We start from the raw sequence: 17193 nt of genomic DNA, 5'->3' as shown, positions 1-17193 counted from the left end.
GCCACGGGGGGCACATCTCCATGCCGCCGTACCTGCGCGCCACGAGTCCGCCACGGCCGACCCGCGACTCCCTTCCCCCCGACAGGGGATACGCGCATGCGCCTCAAACCACCGAAACTCCTCAGACCCGGCCGACCACCGAAGTCGAAACGATCCGCCACCACCGCCCGCATCCTCCCGCCCGTCCTCGCTACCGCACTCCTCGCCGGCATGGCCGTCAGCTCGGGTCCAGTCGTCTCCACCACCGGACGGGACGCCGCCCCCGCGAGTGACAGCTACCCCTGGTACGAGGACACCGCCGCCGAGCAACTGCGGCAGGACCAGTGCCTGATGGCCGACGTCCTGCGGCTGGGCGGGACGTCCATGGCCACGACCGCGCAGGACGCGCTCAACCAGCCGCAGGCCACGCTGCACACCCTGGCCGACCGCGCCCACTGGCAGCAGACTCCGCTGGCGACGGCGTACGACAAGGACCGCGACCTGTCGACCGGGGAACTCACCGCCATCAACACCCTCCGGGACACCTGGAAGGTGCCCGTCGAAGGACTGACCACCCCGGCCGGATTCACCGAGACCGGCTTCCACTGGCCGCCCGGCACCAACAACGACGGCCAGCAGAGCTTCTACGGCCAGACCGGCCTGACCAAGTGGATCTCCGACCGGTTCTGGCAGAGCGAGGACGACTTCTACAAGGACTCCACACCCGCAGTCGACGAGGCGACCCTCAAGGCCGTCGACGCCGTGGGGACTCCGCGCTACACCTCCACCCCCGACCCCAGCCTGCCCAACGACGAATGGAACCGCGCGCTCGCCGAGCGGGACGCGTTCACCTGGATGCACGGGGGCCCGGGGCACGACACGGACGCGGACGACGCCCGGATCTTCCTGGAGTCCGGCGGCTTCCCCCGCACCGCTCCGGAACCGGACAGCGCCGAGTACCGGATCGCCGTGGAGAACCTCAAGGCCCGATTCGCGACCTGCGCTTGGCGTGACCCCCTCGACCCGGACAACGTGCTGGGCGACGCCACCGCCACCGCGGCCGCCGAGTGGCAGCAGGAGATCGCCTCCCAAGCCACCCAGCGCAACCAGATCCTGACCGCCAACAAGGACGCCGTCGCGGCCCTCGCCACCGGTTCCAAGGCGCTGGGCGACCTGCTGGGCCAGTCCTGGGCCGCCGACCGCCTCACCCGCTGGCAGGACTACTGGTCCGAGGGCGGGGCCGGCTGGGTCGGCAACGCTCCGACCGTGATCAAGGTGCACGCGGCCGTCGGCAAGTGTCTGGAGGCCCAGGGCGGCGCTAAGACAGACGGCACCCCCATCCAGTTGTACACGTGCAACGGCTCCGACGCGCAGAAGTGGGAGATCTACGGCGACGACAAGGGCCTGCACCTGCGGAACGTCAACTCCCTGAAGTGCGTCGACGTTTCGAACAACAACTCGGCCGACGGCACGAAGATCCAGCAGTGGACGTGCAACAGCTCGCCCGCGCAGACCTGGGAGTTCAACCTCCAGGCCACCTCGGCCCTGAAAAACACCGGCACCGGCAAGTGCCTGGACCTGCACGAGTACACCGAGGGCTACGACAGCTGGCTGTACACATGCAACAGCAGTGGTCCCCAGCAGTACGACGTCACACCGTCCGGCCACACTGGGACCATTCCGACGGTAGCCCAGTTCATCAAGGCCACGGCCAACCTCACGAAGGCACGGGCGGCGGCGGCGAACAAGCTCACCGCCATCAAGGACCAGCTCACCGCCGCGCAGAGGGCAGCCACCGCCTCCGACACTGCCGAGCAGGCCGCCTACACCATCGCGGACGGCAACGACGCGCCCAGGGGCCGCGGTCTGCTGGTCGGTCAACAAAAGGCGCAGGTTACCAAGGGCGCGGTCGCCGCGCTGGAGGCGATGGTGAAGGCCGGCGAGACCGCCGAGGCCGCCACCCGCGCCGCCGCCGCGGACAGCGCGACCATCACCCAGCGGGCTCTGGCACAGGCCGCGCAGGTAAAGGCCGAGTTCCGCAAGGAGGCCGCCGAGAAGGCTGAACTGCAGGCCAAGGCCGCCGCCGACGCCGCGAAGGTCCACCGCGACAATGCCAAGAAGGACAAGGAGACCGCGGAGGCCAAGCTCGCCGTCGCGGTGAAGGCCGAAGGTGACGCGAAGGCGGCCGCCGCCGACGCACACGCCAAGCGGCTGGCGGCGGAGGCCGAGGAGAAGACGGCCAAGGCGGAGAAGGAGACCGCGGCCGTCAAGCAGGCCGAGGCCGCCGAACACCGCCAGAACGCCGAGTCCGAGGCGACGAAGGCCAAGGACGCCAAGGACAAGGCCGAGGCCGCGGAGAAGACCGCCGAAAGCAGGCGCGACGACGCGGTCAACGCCAAGGACCACGCCAAGGAGATGCGCGACGACGCGTGGGACGCCGAGCAGAAGGCGGACGCGGCCCGCGCCAAGGCCGACGCGAAGGACGCCTACGCCGACTCCCTCGACTCCGGTGACGAGGCCGACGCGGCCCGTGCCGCGGCAAACGACGCGGACACGGCGGCCGACAATGCCGAAGCGGCGGCGGGCCGGGCCCGTTCTGAGGCGGACGCCGCCACGCAGGCCGCGGCCGACGCCGACGCCGCAGCCACCCGCGCGGAAGCAGCCGCGAAGCGGGCCCGCTCCGACGCGGACGCCGCGCAGGCGGCCAAGCTGAAGGCGGACTCGGCGGTACGGACCGCCACCAGCGCCGCGGCCGATGCGATCAAGGCGTCCCAGGACGCCGCGTCCGAGGCCAAGACGGCGGTCAAGCTGGCCGATGAAGCCGAGCAGCACGCCAAGGACGCCAAGACCCAGGCCGACGGAGCCAACAAGGAGGCCGGCAACGCGGTCGCGGCCGCGGCGAAGGCGGCCGGGTTCGCGCACGTCACCGCCCAGGCGGCCGTGCACGCGGGCGAAGCGGCCCAGCAGGTCGCCAACCCCGCCAACGACGCGATCCAGCTCGGCTCGCCTTACGTCGACTCCGACTCCGCGGCCGGGCTGGTGGTGCTGACGGGGCAGTCGTCGAAGACGATCGCGGAGCAGCAGCAGGCAGTCGCGGACGCGCACGCCAAGAACGCCGCCGCCGAGGCCGACGCGGCGAAGAACCTCGCCGACCAGGCCCAGGGCGACGCCAAGGAGGCCTACCAGCACGCGGCGAACGCGGCCAAGTACGCCGCCGACGCCCGCACCTACTCCAAGGAGGCCCTGGGCTACGCGGCTGACGCAGCCAAGGCTGCTGCGGCGGCGCAGGCGTCACTGGCTCGCAGCATCGAGTACGACCGGCAGGCCGCCGACGACGCTGCGGCCGCCGACAAGGCCGCCGGTCACGCCGAGGGCTACGCAAAGGACGCTCGCGACTTCGCCGACGCGGCCGAACTCGACGCCGAGGCGGCCCGCTCCGCGGCCGCCCAGGCCGAACAGGACGCCCAGGACGCCCGCGCCGCCGCTGACCGCGCCGACGCCGCCGCCACCGAGGCAGAACAAGCCGCCAAGGACGCCGACAAGTACGCCAAGGAAGCCCAGGACGCCGCTGACCGCACCGAACGGGAGGAGGCCAACAAGGAGGCATCCCAGGGGTCCGGTACGGGCATTCCCGGTGTGTTCGCCGTTCCGGACGAGTCCACCGTCGAGATCGTCAGCAGCAAGCAGATCGGCACCTGCCCGGGGATGCCGGAAGCGGCCTTCCAGGGCTGCAACGCGAAGTACGACCTGGTCGTCACCTACGAGGCCGACTTCTACCTGTGCACCGACGACCAGGCCCAGGCCACGGCCGACGGGTGCCCGAAGGCGGCGTGGCAGTTCCTCCAGCGGGCGACGCTGAAGAACATCAAGATCGACGGCTGGACGCACACGTTCTCCGGCAAGGACATCGTCCGCGCCGGATGGCAGAGCCTCTTCGGCGATGTGGCCGGATCGATCCTGTTCCAATTCTTCGCCGCAGACCTGATGGACTGCTGGCACGGCAGCAAGACCGCCTGCGCCTGGAGCCTCGCCACATACGTCCCGGTCGAAGGCCTGCTCGCCCCGATCTCACGCGCTGTCAAGGCGCTCGACGCCGCCGCCAGGACAGGCATCGACTTCGAAGACGCCTTCAAGGCACTACGCGCCCTCGACGGTCTGTCGCCGCTGGCAAAGGAAGGAATCGGCGCCAGGGCCCTCCAACAGCTGTACGAGACGTGCACGAAGCGCGGCAAGGCGGCATTCGCATTCTCTGCAGGCGGCGCGTGCGCGAAGATTATCCCGTACGCCAGTACGGACTTGGCCGTTGTTGCCTACAAGTTCCGGACAGGCAGCGGACTCAGGTACAAGTTCGGACGGAACGTCGCGGTTGCATGGGTTCCAGGATGGGCTGAGAAAACCGGCGCGAAGGATGACTTTGTCGCCTTTGCGAATATCCCCCTGGGGCTTCACTCCGAGGAATTGATCGTAAAAAAGCTGGAAGAAAAGGGATTCAACAAGAACCAGATCAAGGAACTCTACAGCGAACGCAGTCCCTGCCCGGACAAGTGCTCTCCTCTCGTGGAAGGCATCCCGGTAACCTACTCAACTCCAGACGGACCTGGATCAGCCCAAATGATCAAGTTCATGCTCGACACGTTCGAGCGTGGAAAGTTTGCACGCTCCACACAGCAAAATCTGTCTGAGTGACGCACGAAGGGGGGCGCCGGAGAGCTGAACTTTTGGCGCCCCCTTATGCGTACGGAAACGCATCGCTGTCGGCCAGAGAAGTAAGTTTCTGGCCAACCGGAGGAACTGCGGCTTCCAACATCCGTAACATCAGAGATGACCTCACACCAGGAGATGCCCAGTGACGTATATAGACCCCGAGAGTCGAGCCAAGGCTAAGGCGAACGGTCACCCGTATGCTTCGGAGGAAATCATCGCCGCTGGGTACGACCTGGCGGGCCGGGTCTGCCGAGAACTCCACCTCGCCGGTCTTCCCGCTTATGTCGAGCGTCCCGGAGTGCCGAAACAGCCCGGCGTCTGGGTGGAAGTCGACAGCCAGGGTGAGTACGCCGGAGGCCTCTACGTCCGCTGGAGCGCCCCAGAACTGGCAGAGGCCGGTATGCGGGCAGTGGCAGAACGGCAGGACCCGGCAGCGTCGGAGTGGAAGCGCTACGCCGAGGTCGTTCTACTCATGCAGACGGCATTGATCGGGATCCTGCAGCTGGCCGGATTCTCCGTCGTGCGGGCCGAGGAGGTCGACGACGTCGCCGAGGGTGATGTGTACGTTCACGCCGATACGCCCTCGTCTTCGTGAGCACCCTCGTGATCCAGAACACGCTCGCCGCCCCCGAACGGGCCGACGTCCATACCGACGCGGCGTGCGAGCGCTCGGGCTGACCAATGCCGGGAATTCCGTCCCGGCGGGGCCTTCCATATCCGCAATCTTGTGCTGTTTGTCACGGTAGCAGGAGGCTTGATCTGTCGAACTGGAAGAATCGACAGTCGGAATCCCCTTCGCTGCGCACGGCTCTCTCAGGGGAACCCTTGACATACATTGATCCTCAGAAACGCGCCAATGCCGAGAAGAACGGCTCTCCGCATGCTCCGGAAGAAGTCATCGCCGAGTGGCACGCGCTGGCGAATAAGGTATGCCGAGAGCTGCACCACGCGGGTCTCCCCGCTTACGTGCAGCACCCCGGCACCCTGGCTGACAGGCAGGCCGGCGCGTGCGTTCACGTAGACACCATCGAAGGTCCGGCAGGTGGCGTCCATGTCAGCTGGAACGCCGGTGAATCCCTGACCGAGGCTGTCTTCGAATTCATGCAGCCGGACCGGCTCGATCTCTCGGAACCGGTGATTGCGCACGGTACGCGGATCGTCTCACTCGTGGACGAGACGATCAGAAGCGTGCTCACGCTTGCCGGTTTCCGCACCCGTGACGCGGTCGAGCTCAACGACCTGGCCCCGGGAACCTATGTCGCGGGCAGGCAGCCGAGACAGTGGTTCATCGAGCACATCCTCACCGAGGGTGTGCTCGGTCTCATCGCCGCCATCCGCTCCTGCGATCCAAGCGGTGACGATTCCGGTGAGCCGGCCGGTATCAGCGCGGAGGGCAAGGCACGGCTCACCGGACGGGGCATCCGGACCGTGCAGGACGGTCTGCAGCGTCTGGCGGACGACGACCAGCAGGAATTCGCCCGCGTCTTCCGCAGGCTCGCCGGAGCGATGCACAGCCAGGACATGGCGTACAGGGGCTTCTGGAAGGCAGACCGGTCGCTGCTGGAACTTCCCGACGAACTCTGCCTCCTCGCGCAGAAACCGCCGGCCGTAGCCGGTACTTCGGTGCTCCGGTCCCAGGTGCTCGCGGCCGCGTACATGGCTTTGCTCGGCAGTATCGAGCTGGCTGACGAGGACACAGTCGACGACGATGAAGCCGTCAAGATCACCGAAGCGTGGACGGGAACCCTGTTGAGGCGGCTGGACCAGGCGCCCGACGAGGACCGGCAGGAGCTGATCCGCCTCTTCCGAGAAGCTGCCCGCGAGGAGACCGACCCCGAGCACAAGACGTTCGCTTCCGGATTCCCGGAGGCCGTCGGTGTGGTCGAAGAGAGCGAGGGAACGACGACCATCTGATCAGGAGATCCCGGCCATCGGCCACAAAGCGTGCTCCACCGGCTTCCATCCACTGGACGACGTCCATGAGGCGGTCGGCGAGCGTCTTGATCGACTCGTCGGGCGGCACGCACATGTTCTGTCACGACTATCAGTCCAAACGTGCGGTGCAAGTGCTGAAGTGGAAGTCTCCCGGAAACGAGTGCGTCGGTTGTCGAAGAAACGGTGACGTCCATCGACCCGGACCTCGGCTTCCGTTTCCTGCCGCACCTCGTATGACGTCGCGGTCACCGGGACCCAGTACCGCCGCCGGCACCTGATGCCGGGATCGATCGGCAAGGCGGCCCAGATGCTGGACATGGCCCTGGCGGTCTGACGCGACAACGAGTCCTGGCCGCTCGGGCGCCCAGGACTCAAGTGCGGAGGGCTCCGCCGTGTGCGCGACGTTGTCCACCAAGCGGTGCAGCGAGACGTGCCCCTGGATGGGTGCCATAGCCGCGCCGGTGTCGAGGATGATGACGCAACGTGCCCTCGGTGGAATCACCATAACCCCACCGTTATCGACCGGCAGCCCGTCTCACTCGAACGAGACGCCGCCGAACGCGTCCACGTTTTTGACCGCCCCCACGAATGGAACCCACGCCCCTGCGCCGATCACCAGCGCAGGGCCCTGCGGGGTCTTGCTGTCACGGACGGGCACGAGGCCGGGGTGGCCGTCGGCGACCTCGACGCAGTTGTTGGCTCCCCCGTCGCTGTAGCTCGACTTACGCCAGACAGCGCCGCTGAGATCGGGGGTGTGTTTCATGACCGGTGCTCCTCCAGAACGCCCCTGATGAACGCAAGTGAGTCCGACGGGGGCAGCGCCATGTCTCGAAGCCGATCGTAGGACAAGCGGTGCCGCAGAACATCCTCCGGATCGTCGATCAACTCCCCGCCACCGTTGCCCTCTTTGTAGGCAGCGGCACTTCCGTCCTTCTGCCAAAGCACAGTTAGTGATCCCTCTACGAGGTAGTGGACCCCCGCGGCGAAGGGGAGCACCTGGAGGACGACGTCGGGCCACATCGCGACAGCCTCGATATGAAGCAGCTGGTCGTCCCAGGTCTTCGCGGTGGCCGACGCACGCCGGAACGCATACTCGTCGATGATGAAGCGGACATGCGGCGCCGCGTCCATGCGCAGCAGCAGTTGCCGCCCCAAGCGCGCGGCCACCTGCTCCTCGATCGCCTCATCGGTCTCCGCCGTTGTCTGAGGCCCGGACAACACCTCACGCGCGAACTCCTCGGTCTGCAGCAGTCCGGGCACGCCGAGCGTGAACACGTCCATCGCCCGCGCCGTCGCCTCCAGCCGCATGAACTCCTTGTACCTGTTCTTGAAGGCGTCGTGCCGTGCCGCCTTCCAGAGCTGAACCAGCAGGTCACCAGACCCGTAGTAGCCGTCAAGGTCCTCCATGACTGCCATCTTTGAGAGCCGCTTACCCGCTTCCAGACGGCTCAGATAGCTCTTGTCGTAAGCGGTCTCCCCGGCCAACTGGCCCAGTGATTTCCCCGCCTTCTCCCGCAGATACCGAAGCGTCCGCCCCAGTGCGGCAAGCCCCGACTGCCCCTCCCGGTCAACCTGTTCGTCCATGTCACCCCTCACCGTTGCCTGGGCGTCAGACAACACCCACCCTCTTCCGCAGCGTATGACGAAGCAGTGACGATCGAGACACGAACGGTAATCACCGCTCGTCAGGACACACCCACGACAAACCCCCGCAGTCGATAGCAGGTCGACCCGGGGGGGGGCCGACGCTGCGCAAAGGAGCGCCGACATGACTGAACGTATCGCGGGATTCTGCGAGTTACTATTGCTCGCACTGGTGCACGCATTGCTTCCCGCGCGGGGCCGTCACCGAGCGGTTCCGGCCCACCTGCTGGACGTGGGCGGCAGGCCTCCGGCACCCTCCACCCCCGTACACCGCTACGTGGACGAATGGCCCTTCGAGTGGGACATCCACCTTGTACGTCCGTATCTCCTCACGGCGGAAGAACGCCGCGCGCGGCGATCGCAGCGGCAGCGCCGACGTGCCCTCTGGTTGGCGGTGCACGGAGTCGACGTCGGACCTCGCCGCATTCACGGAGTGGAGGTGTCCGCGTGAACAGCCCCACCGGAACACCCGAACCGCTGCGGTTACTGCCGTGGACGCCCCCCGAAGGCAAGCCCTGCTACCTGAGCACAGACAGCGACGGCAGCCGTCTCTCGCTGCTCGCCGACGACGTCGAAGCAGCCCAGCTGGACTCCGGCGAGCAGGTGCTGGCCGGAGCCAGGGCCGTACTCGCCGACCCCAAGGCCGGCGAGCGCGCGGTGCGTTTCGCGCTCACCAGGGCGACGGAGTCCCTGGCGGACGTACTACGCATCGCCATCAGCCGAGATGGACGCATCCAAGGGGACGAGCGGTGACCAGGACAGCCACACACCGTGACCTACCTCACGCCACCAACACCCGCATCCTCCAGCACTCAGCACCCTCGACCCTGGAGGTCCGGTCACCACACATCGCCCTTGCCGGAGAAGAGAAGCCGATCGTGGCTCATGAGGTGGATCCCCACCCCTGCGAAAGAACGCCCGAGGCGATCCGTACGGCCCTCCAGCCGCGTCCCGACTGGCTGCAGGCCTTCGAACAGGACTGGTTGAGCGCGGCGGCGGACTTCGATCACGCGGCGCTCGACGGCGTGATCGAAAAATGGTTTCCCTTCGCCTGCGCGACACCCGGCTACCTCGACGAAGTGGAGCAGACCGTCAAGCGCGTGACCGAGGGCGACACCAACGGCATGGTCTTCCGCGACGCGGACGGGAACGCCTACGACGCCGACAACCATCCTCTCGACGCGGGCAGGCGCCACCGACGGTTTCGCCTCCGTCCACGCCATGGGGCAGAACGGCACGTACGGCGGCCGGGACGGCAGGACCGTCACCCTGAAGACCCTCGCCGACCTGGAGAAGTAAGCGACCTCGGCCGACCCGTACGTCATCGTCGTCGCCGCGACGATCGCCATGGACCCGGTCGGCAAGGAGATCAAGGTCGCGAGCAACAAGACGATCATCGGCTCCGGGCCATTGGGGCAGGGGTCCTCACTCCCCGTGGCACGTTCCTGTTTCGTGAGGACAGCCGGGCCCACCTTCCCAATGGGATGGAGAACGATTCCGTTTTCGTCCCCGAGATCACCCGCGAAGCCCTTGAGGCCGTCGGGACCGGTACCGCCTAGCCGATCAAGAGGCCATGACCGGGCACGGCTGCGCTCCGCACTCTTCCTTCCGATGGGTGCGGACCGCAGTCGTTCCACAGTGGGCTTACGCTCCGTCCCACCTTGTCGCCAGCACGACGTGACCGACCCCGAGTTACCTTTCTCGTGGCCCCGAAACGGGGCACCTGGCCCCCAGGCCCTGTATGGCTGCCTACCCCTGTCGAAGTGATGACCCGGGGGGTGCCGCCGGGCCTCGGGGCACCGCTTGACCGCTGATGAGGGGCCTGACGACCGCCCGGCGCATGACCGACCGGCACGGCAAGGACGATAAGGGCCGGCGCGCCGGTTTTTTCGAATTCGGTTTTGGTCAGCGAATATGAGGAGTGGGGGGCGAGAAGACCGACCCGAGGTTCAGTCGAACCACCGGTCCCGGGCCAGTTCCTCCGTGCGGGTCGGATCCTCCAGCAGGGCCGCGACCTCGAAGCGGCGCGGCCACTGTCCGGCCGCCCAGGCGAGGCCCGCCGCCACGCCCTCCAGGGTGGCGGCGTGCAGTACCCCGTCCCGTGTGCGGCGCCAGTCCAATTCGGTGCCGTCGACGACGAGTTCCTCGTGTTCGACGTACGAGGTGGGGGTCGAGGGGCCCAGCAGGACGCGTACGGACTCAGGTACGTCGTGCTCGGTGCCCTCCGAGGTCACCTCGCCGGTCACCGACTCGCTGAGCCGCCGCACCTGGAACAGCTCGGCGAGATCGGCGGCGCGCGCGGGCCGTACGGGGAGCAGCGGCATGCCCGCGGTGAAGGGCAGCAGGTCGGGCGAGTCGACGACCACGGCGTCGGCGGCGTCCACGACGGTCACCTCGCCGTCCACCACGGCACGCAACTCGTCCGGCAGCGTCACCTGTTCGGGTTCGAGGTCGGCCAAGGCCCCGTAGAGGGCGTGAAGTTGGGCTCCGGAGATCTGGCGGTCGGGGTCGGCGAGCCGGTCGAGGAGTTCGGCCGCGCCGCCGGGTTCGTCGAGGAGGGCGGCCACGGACGTGCGGACGCCCAGAGCGCGCAGGACCTGCTCGTCGTCGAAACCGGTGGCGTCGGCGGCGTCGTACAGACCATGCAGAAGGGGGTCGCTGCCCGCCGCCCGCAGACCGGCCGGGCGGCGGCCGTCGAGGACGGGATGGCCACGCAGCCACCAGGCCGTATACGGCCGGACGATCTCGTGGGTGCCGTCCGGGAGGAGGATGCGCACCGGCTGGGTGAGCGCGTCCCGCAGGGGCGGCTGGGAGAGCAGGGCGAGTGCCTGCGGCCAGCGGTCGTCGTCGACCAGGTCCAGGTCCCGTACGGCGACGATCTCCGTGACGACCGGCGGCACCGGCGTGTCGGGCAGCCGGTCGAGGACGTCCTCGCACCACACGTCGACGGCGTCCAGCAGGCCCGCGTCGTCGGGTTCCGCGAAGTCCGAGTCGCGGGGCTCCAGTTCGTCCGGGTCGAGGACGACGTCGGTGGCGCGGACGAGGGTGAAGTTGGCGAGCACGCCACAGGCCGCGAGCGGCTGTTCGCCCCAACGGTCGGCCAGCTCGCCGTCCACGAAGGCGAGTTCGTCCTCGCGCATGACCTGCGCGAAGGGGCTGCCGGGCAGCACGAGTTCGCCGGCGGGCGTCGGCTCCCCCTCCTCGTCCGGGAGGGCGAGGGCGCCGAGCCAGGGCTCGTCACCGGGTTCGAGACCGGCGTCACGGACGAGCGCGAGGACGGTGTCCGCCAGTTCCTCCGCGTCCGGGGCGTCCTCGTCCCACGCCCCGCCCTCGTCGTCGAGCGAGGCGGCGACGGCGGCGCGCACCTGCGGGGTGGTGAGCACGGCGCGAGGCGTGGCCGGGAGGGCGCCCAGCTTCTCCAGGAGGGGGTGGGCGGCGTCCGGGTGGGCGACCTTGAGTCCGAGGCGGGCGAGGGCGTCGGAGGTGGCGGCCCAGGTGTCGTCGGGAGTGGGCCCTTCGGGCAGCGGCAGCAGGATCTGGCGGGGGCCGATGGTCGTACGGCCGTCGGCGAGCGGTACGGGCAGGCCGGAGAGCCGGTCCGGGTCGACGCCGGCGAGGCTGTCGTACAGCCGCCACCACCACCCCGGGTCCTTCTCGAGACCGGCCAGCCGGTCCACGGCCTCGGTGAGCGGGACGCGGGCGACACCCAACGTCCGCAGCTCCACCCGGCGTTCGAGCCCGGCGGGCAGCAGGCTGGGAATCACCTCGGCGAGGACGCGGACGGTGTCGGCCCCGGCGCCCTCGACGACCTCGGCGTCGCGCGGCCGGAGGGCGTCCGGGTTTCCCGCGATCCCCGCGAGCCCGATCCCGGCCCCGCCGTCGCTCTCGGGCCAGTCCGCCGAGGCGTCCTGGTCCTTGGCCGGCGGGGCGGCGGGCGGCAGGAAGGCGGTGCGCGGCAGCCGGTCCAGGATCGCCTGGCGCAGCGTGCCGTCCAGCTCACCCTTGCCGAGCGGGCCGGGCACCAGGTCGATGATCCCAGTGTCCACCGGGCGCCAGGCGGCGAGCAGTTCGGCATACGCGTCCGCCGCCCGCTCCACCAGGAAGTCGGTGAGCGGGCCGGCCGCGGCATGGCGCCGGGTCGTGTCGAGCGGGAGGGAGGCGATGAGGAGGGCCGGAACGCCGAGGGGTTCGTCGCTGGGTGTGGGCGCGTGCACGACGGGGCTGGTACGGGGCCGGGCGGGCGTGCCGTCCCCGTCCACCGGGACGGCCCAGGTCACGGACCAGTGCGGGCGCAGGCGCTCCTCGACCGGGCGGTCGGCGAGGAGGGCGGAGTCGAGGGGGCCGTGGTGGGAGACGGTGCGGTAGGGGGTGGTGCCGTGGCGGGAGTCCTCGATGGTGACGCCGTGCTCGTCGCCGCGGCGCCGCAGCGTGCGTACGTCCTCACCGCTCTCCCCGACCTCGACGATCACTTCCTCCAGGCCCGGGAGGGCGAGCAGGAGGGCGTCGTCGATGTTCTGCAGGAGACGCTCGGCGAGACCCTCGGCGGCGGGGTCGCGCAGCGGGAGGATCACGACGGTGTCGTACGGGTCCGGGGCGGTGCCCTCGGCCGCGAACGGCAGCCGGAGCAGTGGCACATGACCGTCGCGCCGACGGATCTCGTCCCCGAGGCCCGGGCTGTGGCGGGCGGTGTCCGCCGCCAGTTCACGGGCCTCGGCGAGGGACCAGCGCACGCCGCCGTGCCGGCCGACCACGGCGGGCTCGTCGGTCACCGCGAGGACGGCCGCGAAACCGACGCCGAAGCGGCCGACCGCGGTGTCGTGCGCGTCCCGCTTCGCGGAGGCGCGGAGGGTGGCGAGCGATTCGACGCCTGCCGCGTCGAGGGGGGCGCCGGTGTTGGCCGCGAGGAGCACGCCGTCGCGGAGGGTGAGGCGGAGACGGCCGGGGACGCCGGCGCGGGCTGCCGCGTCGGCGGCGTTCTGGGCGAGCTCGACGACGAGCCGGTCCCGGTAGCCGCCGAGGACGAGGTCCTCCTCGGCGTTGGCGTCCTCGCGGAACCGGGCCGGGCTGGTGGCCCAGGCGTCCAGCACGCCGCGGCGCAGGCGGGCCGTGCCGAACGGGTCCGCGCCCTCGGGTGCCGGCCGCACGAACTTGCTCACGGTTCACTCTCCCTCTCGCTTCTCGCGACCGCGAGCGCTGGGCTCGGTCGCGGCACGAAGGTACCGCGCTGCGGGGTGGGTTCCGGCCCGGCCCACGGTGCGTCTCGGCCTGCGGCCCTCTCACGCCGGGACCGGGGCCCCGGATTCCGGCCTGCCCCGATCCGCCCGGCCGCGGGCTGCCGGGCCCCCTGAACCGGGGCTACGCCCCGGATCCTCACCCACGGATCCCCTGTCTGCGGGTCCGGTGGGGGCTGGTCGCGCCCCGCGGCGGAGCCGCATATGCACACAGCCCCGCGCCCCTGAAGGGGCGCTGCGCGCATCTTCAGCCCGTCCGGCGTTTGAGGACGAGACCGTTCAGGCCGATCGCGGGGGCGAGGGGAATTACGAGTGGCCCAGTTCCGCCGAGGTTTCGTCCGGGGTGATCGAGACCGAACCGGAATCCGGAGAGGGGCGGAGGGGGAAGGGGTCGACCCGGGTCTCGTCGATGACCGGAGGGGCCGGGCGGGGAGGTGTGGGCATGACCGCGGCCTCGGAGTGGCCGCCGCAGCCGTAGGAGAGGGAGACGACACGCCCGTCCGCCGGGGAGAACTCGTTCGCACAGACACCGAACGCCTGTCCGAGCGAGCCCCCGATGGGGTTCAGGAAGCCGCAGCTGACGCAGGACGCGGGGGCCGCCTGGGCCATCGCCGTCTTGGGGCCGTACGACTCCTCCCAGCGGTCGGCCGCGACATGGAGGCCGTAGCGGGAGAGGACACGGGCCCGGCGCAGGCCGAGTTCCTCCGCGACGGCCGCGATCGAGCCGCGGCGCGGCGCGAAGGGCAGGTGCGCGGGGGTGCCGGCGGTGACCTCGGCGTCCTCCGCCTCGGCCAGTTCCGCCATGTCCTGGGAGACCGCGGAGTTCGGCGCAGGCTCGTCCTCGCCGGAGAAACCCGGCTCGAGACGGAGGTCCTCGGCGTCGGTGGGCAGCAGGTCACCCGGCCCCATGTCCCCGGGCCGCAGCCGCTCGCTCCACGGCACCCACTCGGGCGCGAGCAGGGCGTCGGACCCGGGCAGCAGCACCGTCTCGTCGAGGGTGACGAGCTTCGCGCGGGAGGCACGGGCGACGGTCACGGCCCAGCGCCAGCCGCGGTACCCGAACTCTTTGCACTCGAAGTAGTGCGTGACAACGCGGTCCCCCTCGGAGACCAGTCCCACATGCTCACCGACGACGCCGGGGGCGGCGGCCTCCTCGGCGGCGGCGCGCGCGAGGTCGACGGCCTCGGCGCACAGGCGGTCGGGGGTGCGGCTTCGCGTTGTCGCTGCGCTCACAGGTATCGCTTCTCTCCTACGCCGTCTCACGGGTGCGCCATTCCTCGGCGGGAGTGCGGACGGAGCGGACCGGTGGGCCGCGTCGACGTCCGCGCCCGATCGCACTCGGGCGCACCTACGTCATCCATTCTGCGGGATGACCGAGAGGCGCGCGGCCGAGAACAACCGCCGCAGGCGCGCTACGCACGCTACCTTCTCCTGAGCCCTGGGCCCACACCGGCGGGGCGCTTCCGCACTCCGCGCCGGGTCTCCGGGCCGCCACGATGCGGTGTTTTCCCACCCCACGCCCCCTCTCGTACGGATCGAAAAGAACCTCGCACAACCATCGCGGTCGGCCGGAAATCGCTCCTCGCCCCCGCCCCGGTCCGGTTCTCCACCCCGACACGCGACCCGCGTCGGGCCCGTCACCAGCCCACTCGGCCGCTATACGCGTGGTAACCGCACTACGTACGCACTTCTCGGGGCACTATTGCGGAGTGGCAGCCGCGAGGTCGCCCCAGGGAACCGCCGGGATCGGCGCTGCCAAGGGGGGCACCAGAAACAGCGGATCGGGCCGGATGACCGGTTCCGTCCGCGCGATGGGCCGCGCCCTGCACTTCCCGGTGACCGGAACGGCGCGCGGGATCCGCAAGGTGACGCACGCCCACGGGGCCGGCGAATCCGGGCTCGGGAAACTGATCGAGCTGCACGCGGTGAACGGCGCCGGCGATGTCATGATCACCGTCGCGCTCGCCTCGACGGTCTTCTTCTCGGTACCCACCGACGAGGCACGCGGACGTGTCGCTCTCTACCTCGCCATCACCATGGCGCCCTTCACCGTCCTCGCCCCGGTGATCGGCCCGCTGCTGGACCGTCTCCCGCACGGCCGCCGGGCCGCGATGGCGGGCGCGATGTTCGCCCGGGCCATGCTCGCGCTGCTGCTGTCGGGCGCGGTCGTGACCGGCAGCCTGGAGCTGTATCCCGCCGCGCTGGGGGTGCTGGTCGCGTCCAGGTCGTACGGGGTCGTGCGAAGTGCCGTGGTGCCACGGCTGCTGCCACCCCGGTTCTCCCTGGTGAAGGCGAACTCCCGGGTCACCCTGGGCGGACTCCTGGCCACCGGTGTCGCCGCGCCGATCGGGGCGGGGTTGCAGGCCCTCGGACCGCGCTATCCGCTCTACGGCGCCTTCGTCATCTTCCTCGCGGGAACATTCCTGTCGTTCACGCTGCCGCCCAAGGTCGACTCGGCCAAGGGCGAGGACCGGGCGCTGCTGGCCGCGGACGAGGAGCACCTGCACGGACCGCACCTCATCAAGGACAAGCTGCAGCGGCCGGGGCTGCGTACCGTCGGTACGGCCGTCACCCACGCTCTCGGCGCCAACGCCGCCCTGCGCTGTCTCTCCGGCTTCCTGATCTTCTTCCTCGCCTTCCTGCTCCGCGAGCACCCGCTCACCGGCGAGAGCGCGGCCGTCTCGCTGGGGATCGTGGGCGTCTCGGCGGGCGCGGGCAACGCGCTCGGCACGGCGGTCGGGGCCTGGCTGAAATCGCGTGCCCCGGAGATCATCATCGTGACGGTCGTCGCGTGTGTGCTGGGGGCCGCGATCACCGCCGCCCTCTTCTTCGGTGCCGTCCTGGTGGCCTGTCTGACGGCGGTCGCGGGGTTCTCGCAGGCGCTCGCCAAGCTCTCCCTGGACGCGCTGATCCAGCGGGACGTGCCGGAACTCGTCCGTACGTCGGCGTTCGCGCGCTCGGAGACGCTGTTGCAGGTGGCCTGGGTGTTCGGCGGCGCGATCGGCATCGTGCTGCCTCTCAACGGCACGCTCGGCCTGTCCGTCGCCGCCGCGATCGTCGCCGTCGGATGGCTGACGACCGTGCGGGGGCTGCTCGGCGCGGCGCGGCACGGGGGGCCGACGCGGCCACGCGTGGCCTGACGGCGGCACGCCGTACCCCACGTGGGGGGAGCGGTGGACGTGCCCGATAGCCTTCGGCCATGACCTCCCTGCCCCGCGGCAGAGCCGCCAATGGACATCGCCGTCGCGCCGTTGCCGCTCTCGGCGCCGTTTCCGCCGGACTTCTCGTCCTGTCCGCCTGTGACAAGCCGACGCCGCTGGCCACCATCACGGTCGGCAAGAACTCCGTGAGCTCCGAGACCGACTGCTACAACGACGGCAAGGAGGTGAAGACCGAGGACCTGGCCAAGTGCCTCAAGGGCACGGACATCAAGTCCATCAAGGTCGACCCCGACGAGACCGTCCGGTTCGGTGTGGACCCGAAGATCGCCGACAACGGCTGGACGATCCTGATGAACGGTCAGCCGCTCACCGAATCCAGCAAGAAGACGTACCGCACGATCCCGGGCAGCGTGTTCTTCAACGCGCAGTACGGCGCGAGCGGCAACTCCACGCTCGTCTCCATCAAGGAGGGCGACAAGACGGTGACCGGGCTGTGGTCCTTCAAGCTCAAGAAGGACGCCTGATCGCTGCCGCTGGGC

General features: G+C 69.8%; 10 protein-coding genes and 1 pseudogene. 7 read left to right on the top strand and 4 right to left on the bottom strand.

The window, feature by feature from the left end; genetic code table 11:
• The first annotated feature begins 96 nt into the window (after positions 1 to 96).
• The 3 genes from OG819_RS15845 to OG819_RS15835 all read left to right on the top strand — a co-directional run bounded on the left by OG819_RS15845 (position 97) and on the right by OG819_RS15835 (position 6597).
• On the top strand, positions 97 to 4665 hold the full coding sequence (locus OG819_RS15845) for an RICIN domain-containing protein (protein WP_266649962.1): 4569 nt from the start codon (positions 97 to 99) through the stop codon (positions 4663 to 4665).
• 316 nt (positions 4666 to 4981) lie between these two features.
• Positions 4982 to 5278 (top strand): hypothetical protein, encoded by a 297-nt coding sequence (locus OG819_RS15840; RefSeq protein WP_266649960.1) that lies wholly within the window; start codon positions 4982 to 4984, stop codon positions 5276 to 5278.
• Between the two features lie 86 nt (positions 5279 to 5364).
• Positions 5365 to 6597: a hypothetical protein gene (locus tag OG819_RS15835; protein ID WP_266649956.1), complete on the top strand. Its 1233-nt coding sequence runs from the start codon at positions 5365 to 5367 to the stop codon at positions 6595 to 6597.
• Between the two features lie 556 nt (positions 6598 to 7153).
• On the opposite strand, the gene OG819_RS15830 is transcribed toward OG819_RS15835, so the two are convergent.
• Both OG819_RS15830 and OG819_RS15825 read right to left on the bottom strand, forming a co-directional pair.
• Positions 7154 to 7381: a DUF397 domain-containing protein gene (locus OG819_RS15830; protein ID WP_266433420.1), complete on the bottom strand. Its 228-nt coding sequence runs from the start codon at positions 7379 to 7381 to the stop codon at positions 7154 to 7156.
• Complete coding sequence (locus OG819_RS15825; protein ID WP_266433419.1) at positions 7378 to 8202, bottom strand: helix-turn-helix transcriptional regulator; 825 nt, start codon at positions 8200 to 8202, stop codon at positions 7378 to 7380. The genes OG819_RS15830 and OG819_RS15825 overlap by 4 nt, the downstream gene beginning before the upstream one ends.
• A 507-nt stretch (positions 8203 to 8709) precedes the next feature.
• On the opposite strand from OG819_RS15825, the gene OG819_RS15820 reads away from it, so the two are divergent.
• Both OG819_RS15820 and OG819_RS15815 read left to right on the top strand, forming a co-directional pair.
• The gene (locus OG819_RS15820) at positions 8710 to 9015 is read left to right on the top strand and encodes a hypothetical protein (protein WP_266433418.1); all 306 of its coding nucleotides are present in this window, start codon (positions 8710 to 8712) and stop codon (positions 9013 to 9015) included.
• 444 nt (positions 9016 to 9459) lie between these two features.
• Positions 9460 to 9669 (top strand): annotated as a pseudogene (locus OG819_RS15815) (pectate lyase); the annotation flags it as partial.
• A 542-nt stretch (positions 9670 to 10211) separates the two neighbouring features.
• Here OG819_RS15815 and OG819_RS15810 read toward each other — a convergent pair.
• Positions 10212 to 13418, bottom strand: coding sequence for a sacsin N-terminal ATP-binding-like domain-containing protein (locus OG819_RS15810; RefSeq protein WP_266649954.1), 3207 nt, complete (start codon positions 13416 to 13418; stop codon positions 10212 to 10214).
• Between the two features lie 381 nt (positions 13419 to 13799).
• Entirely contained in the window at positions 13800 to 14726 is a 927-nt protein-coding gene (locus OG819_RS15805) for a DUF3027 domain-containing protein (RefSeq protein ID WP_266649952.1), read from the bottom strand.
• Between the two features lie 476 nt (positions 14727 to 15202).
• On the opposite strand from OG819_RS15805, the gene OG819_RS15800 reads away from it, so the two are divergent.
• Both OG819_RS15800 and OG819_RS15795 read left to right on the top strand, forming a co-directional pair.
• The gene (locus tag OG819_RS15800; RefSeq protein WP_266649950.1) at positions 15203 to 16633 is read left to right on the top strand and encodes an MFS transporter; all 1431 of its coding nucleotides are present in this window, start codon (positions 15203 to 15205) and stop codon (positions 16631 to 16633) included.
• Between the two features lie 59 nt (positions 16634 to 16692).
• The gene (locus OG819_RS15795) at positions 16693 to 17178 is read left to right on the top strand and encodes a DUF2771 domain-containing protein (RefSeq protein WP_266649948.1); all 486 of its coding nucleotides are present in this window, start codon (positions 16693 to 16695) and stop codon (positions 17176 to 17178) included.
• Positions 17179 to 17193 lie beyond the last annotated feature (15 nt).

The organism is Streptomyces sp. NBC_01549, from assembly GCF_026339955.1.
Lineage (GTDB): Bacteria > Actinomycetota > Actinomycetes > Streptomycetales > Streptomycetaceae > Streptomyces.
The sequence above is the reverse complement of the archived record's forward strand: the minus strand, read 5'-3'. Positions and strand labels throughout refer to the sequence as shown.

Coding starts and splice junctions, on each gene's coding strand:
- OG819_RS15830 (WP_266433420.1), bottom strand. CDS start 7,381: ATGAAACACACCCCCGATCTCAGCGGCGCTGTCTGGCGTAAGTCGAGC.
- OG819_RS15845 (WP_266649962.1), top strand. CDS start 97: ATGCGCCTCAAACCACCGAAACTCCTCAGACCCGGCCGACCACCGAAG.
- OG819_RS15825 (WP_266433419.1), bottom strand. CDS start 8,202: ATGGACGAACAGGTTGACCGGGAGGGGCAGTCGGGGCTTGCCGCACTG.
- OG819_RS15835 (WP_266649956.1), top strand. CDS start 5,365: ATGCCGGGAATTCCGTCCCGGCGGGGCCTTCCATATCCGCAATCTTGT.
- OG819_RS15795 (WP_266649948.1), top strand. CDS start 16,693: ATGACCTCCCTGCCCCGCGGCAGAGCCGCCAATGGACATCGCCGTCGC.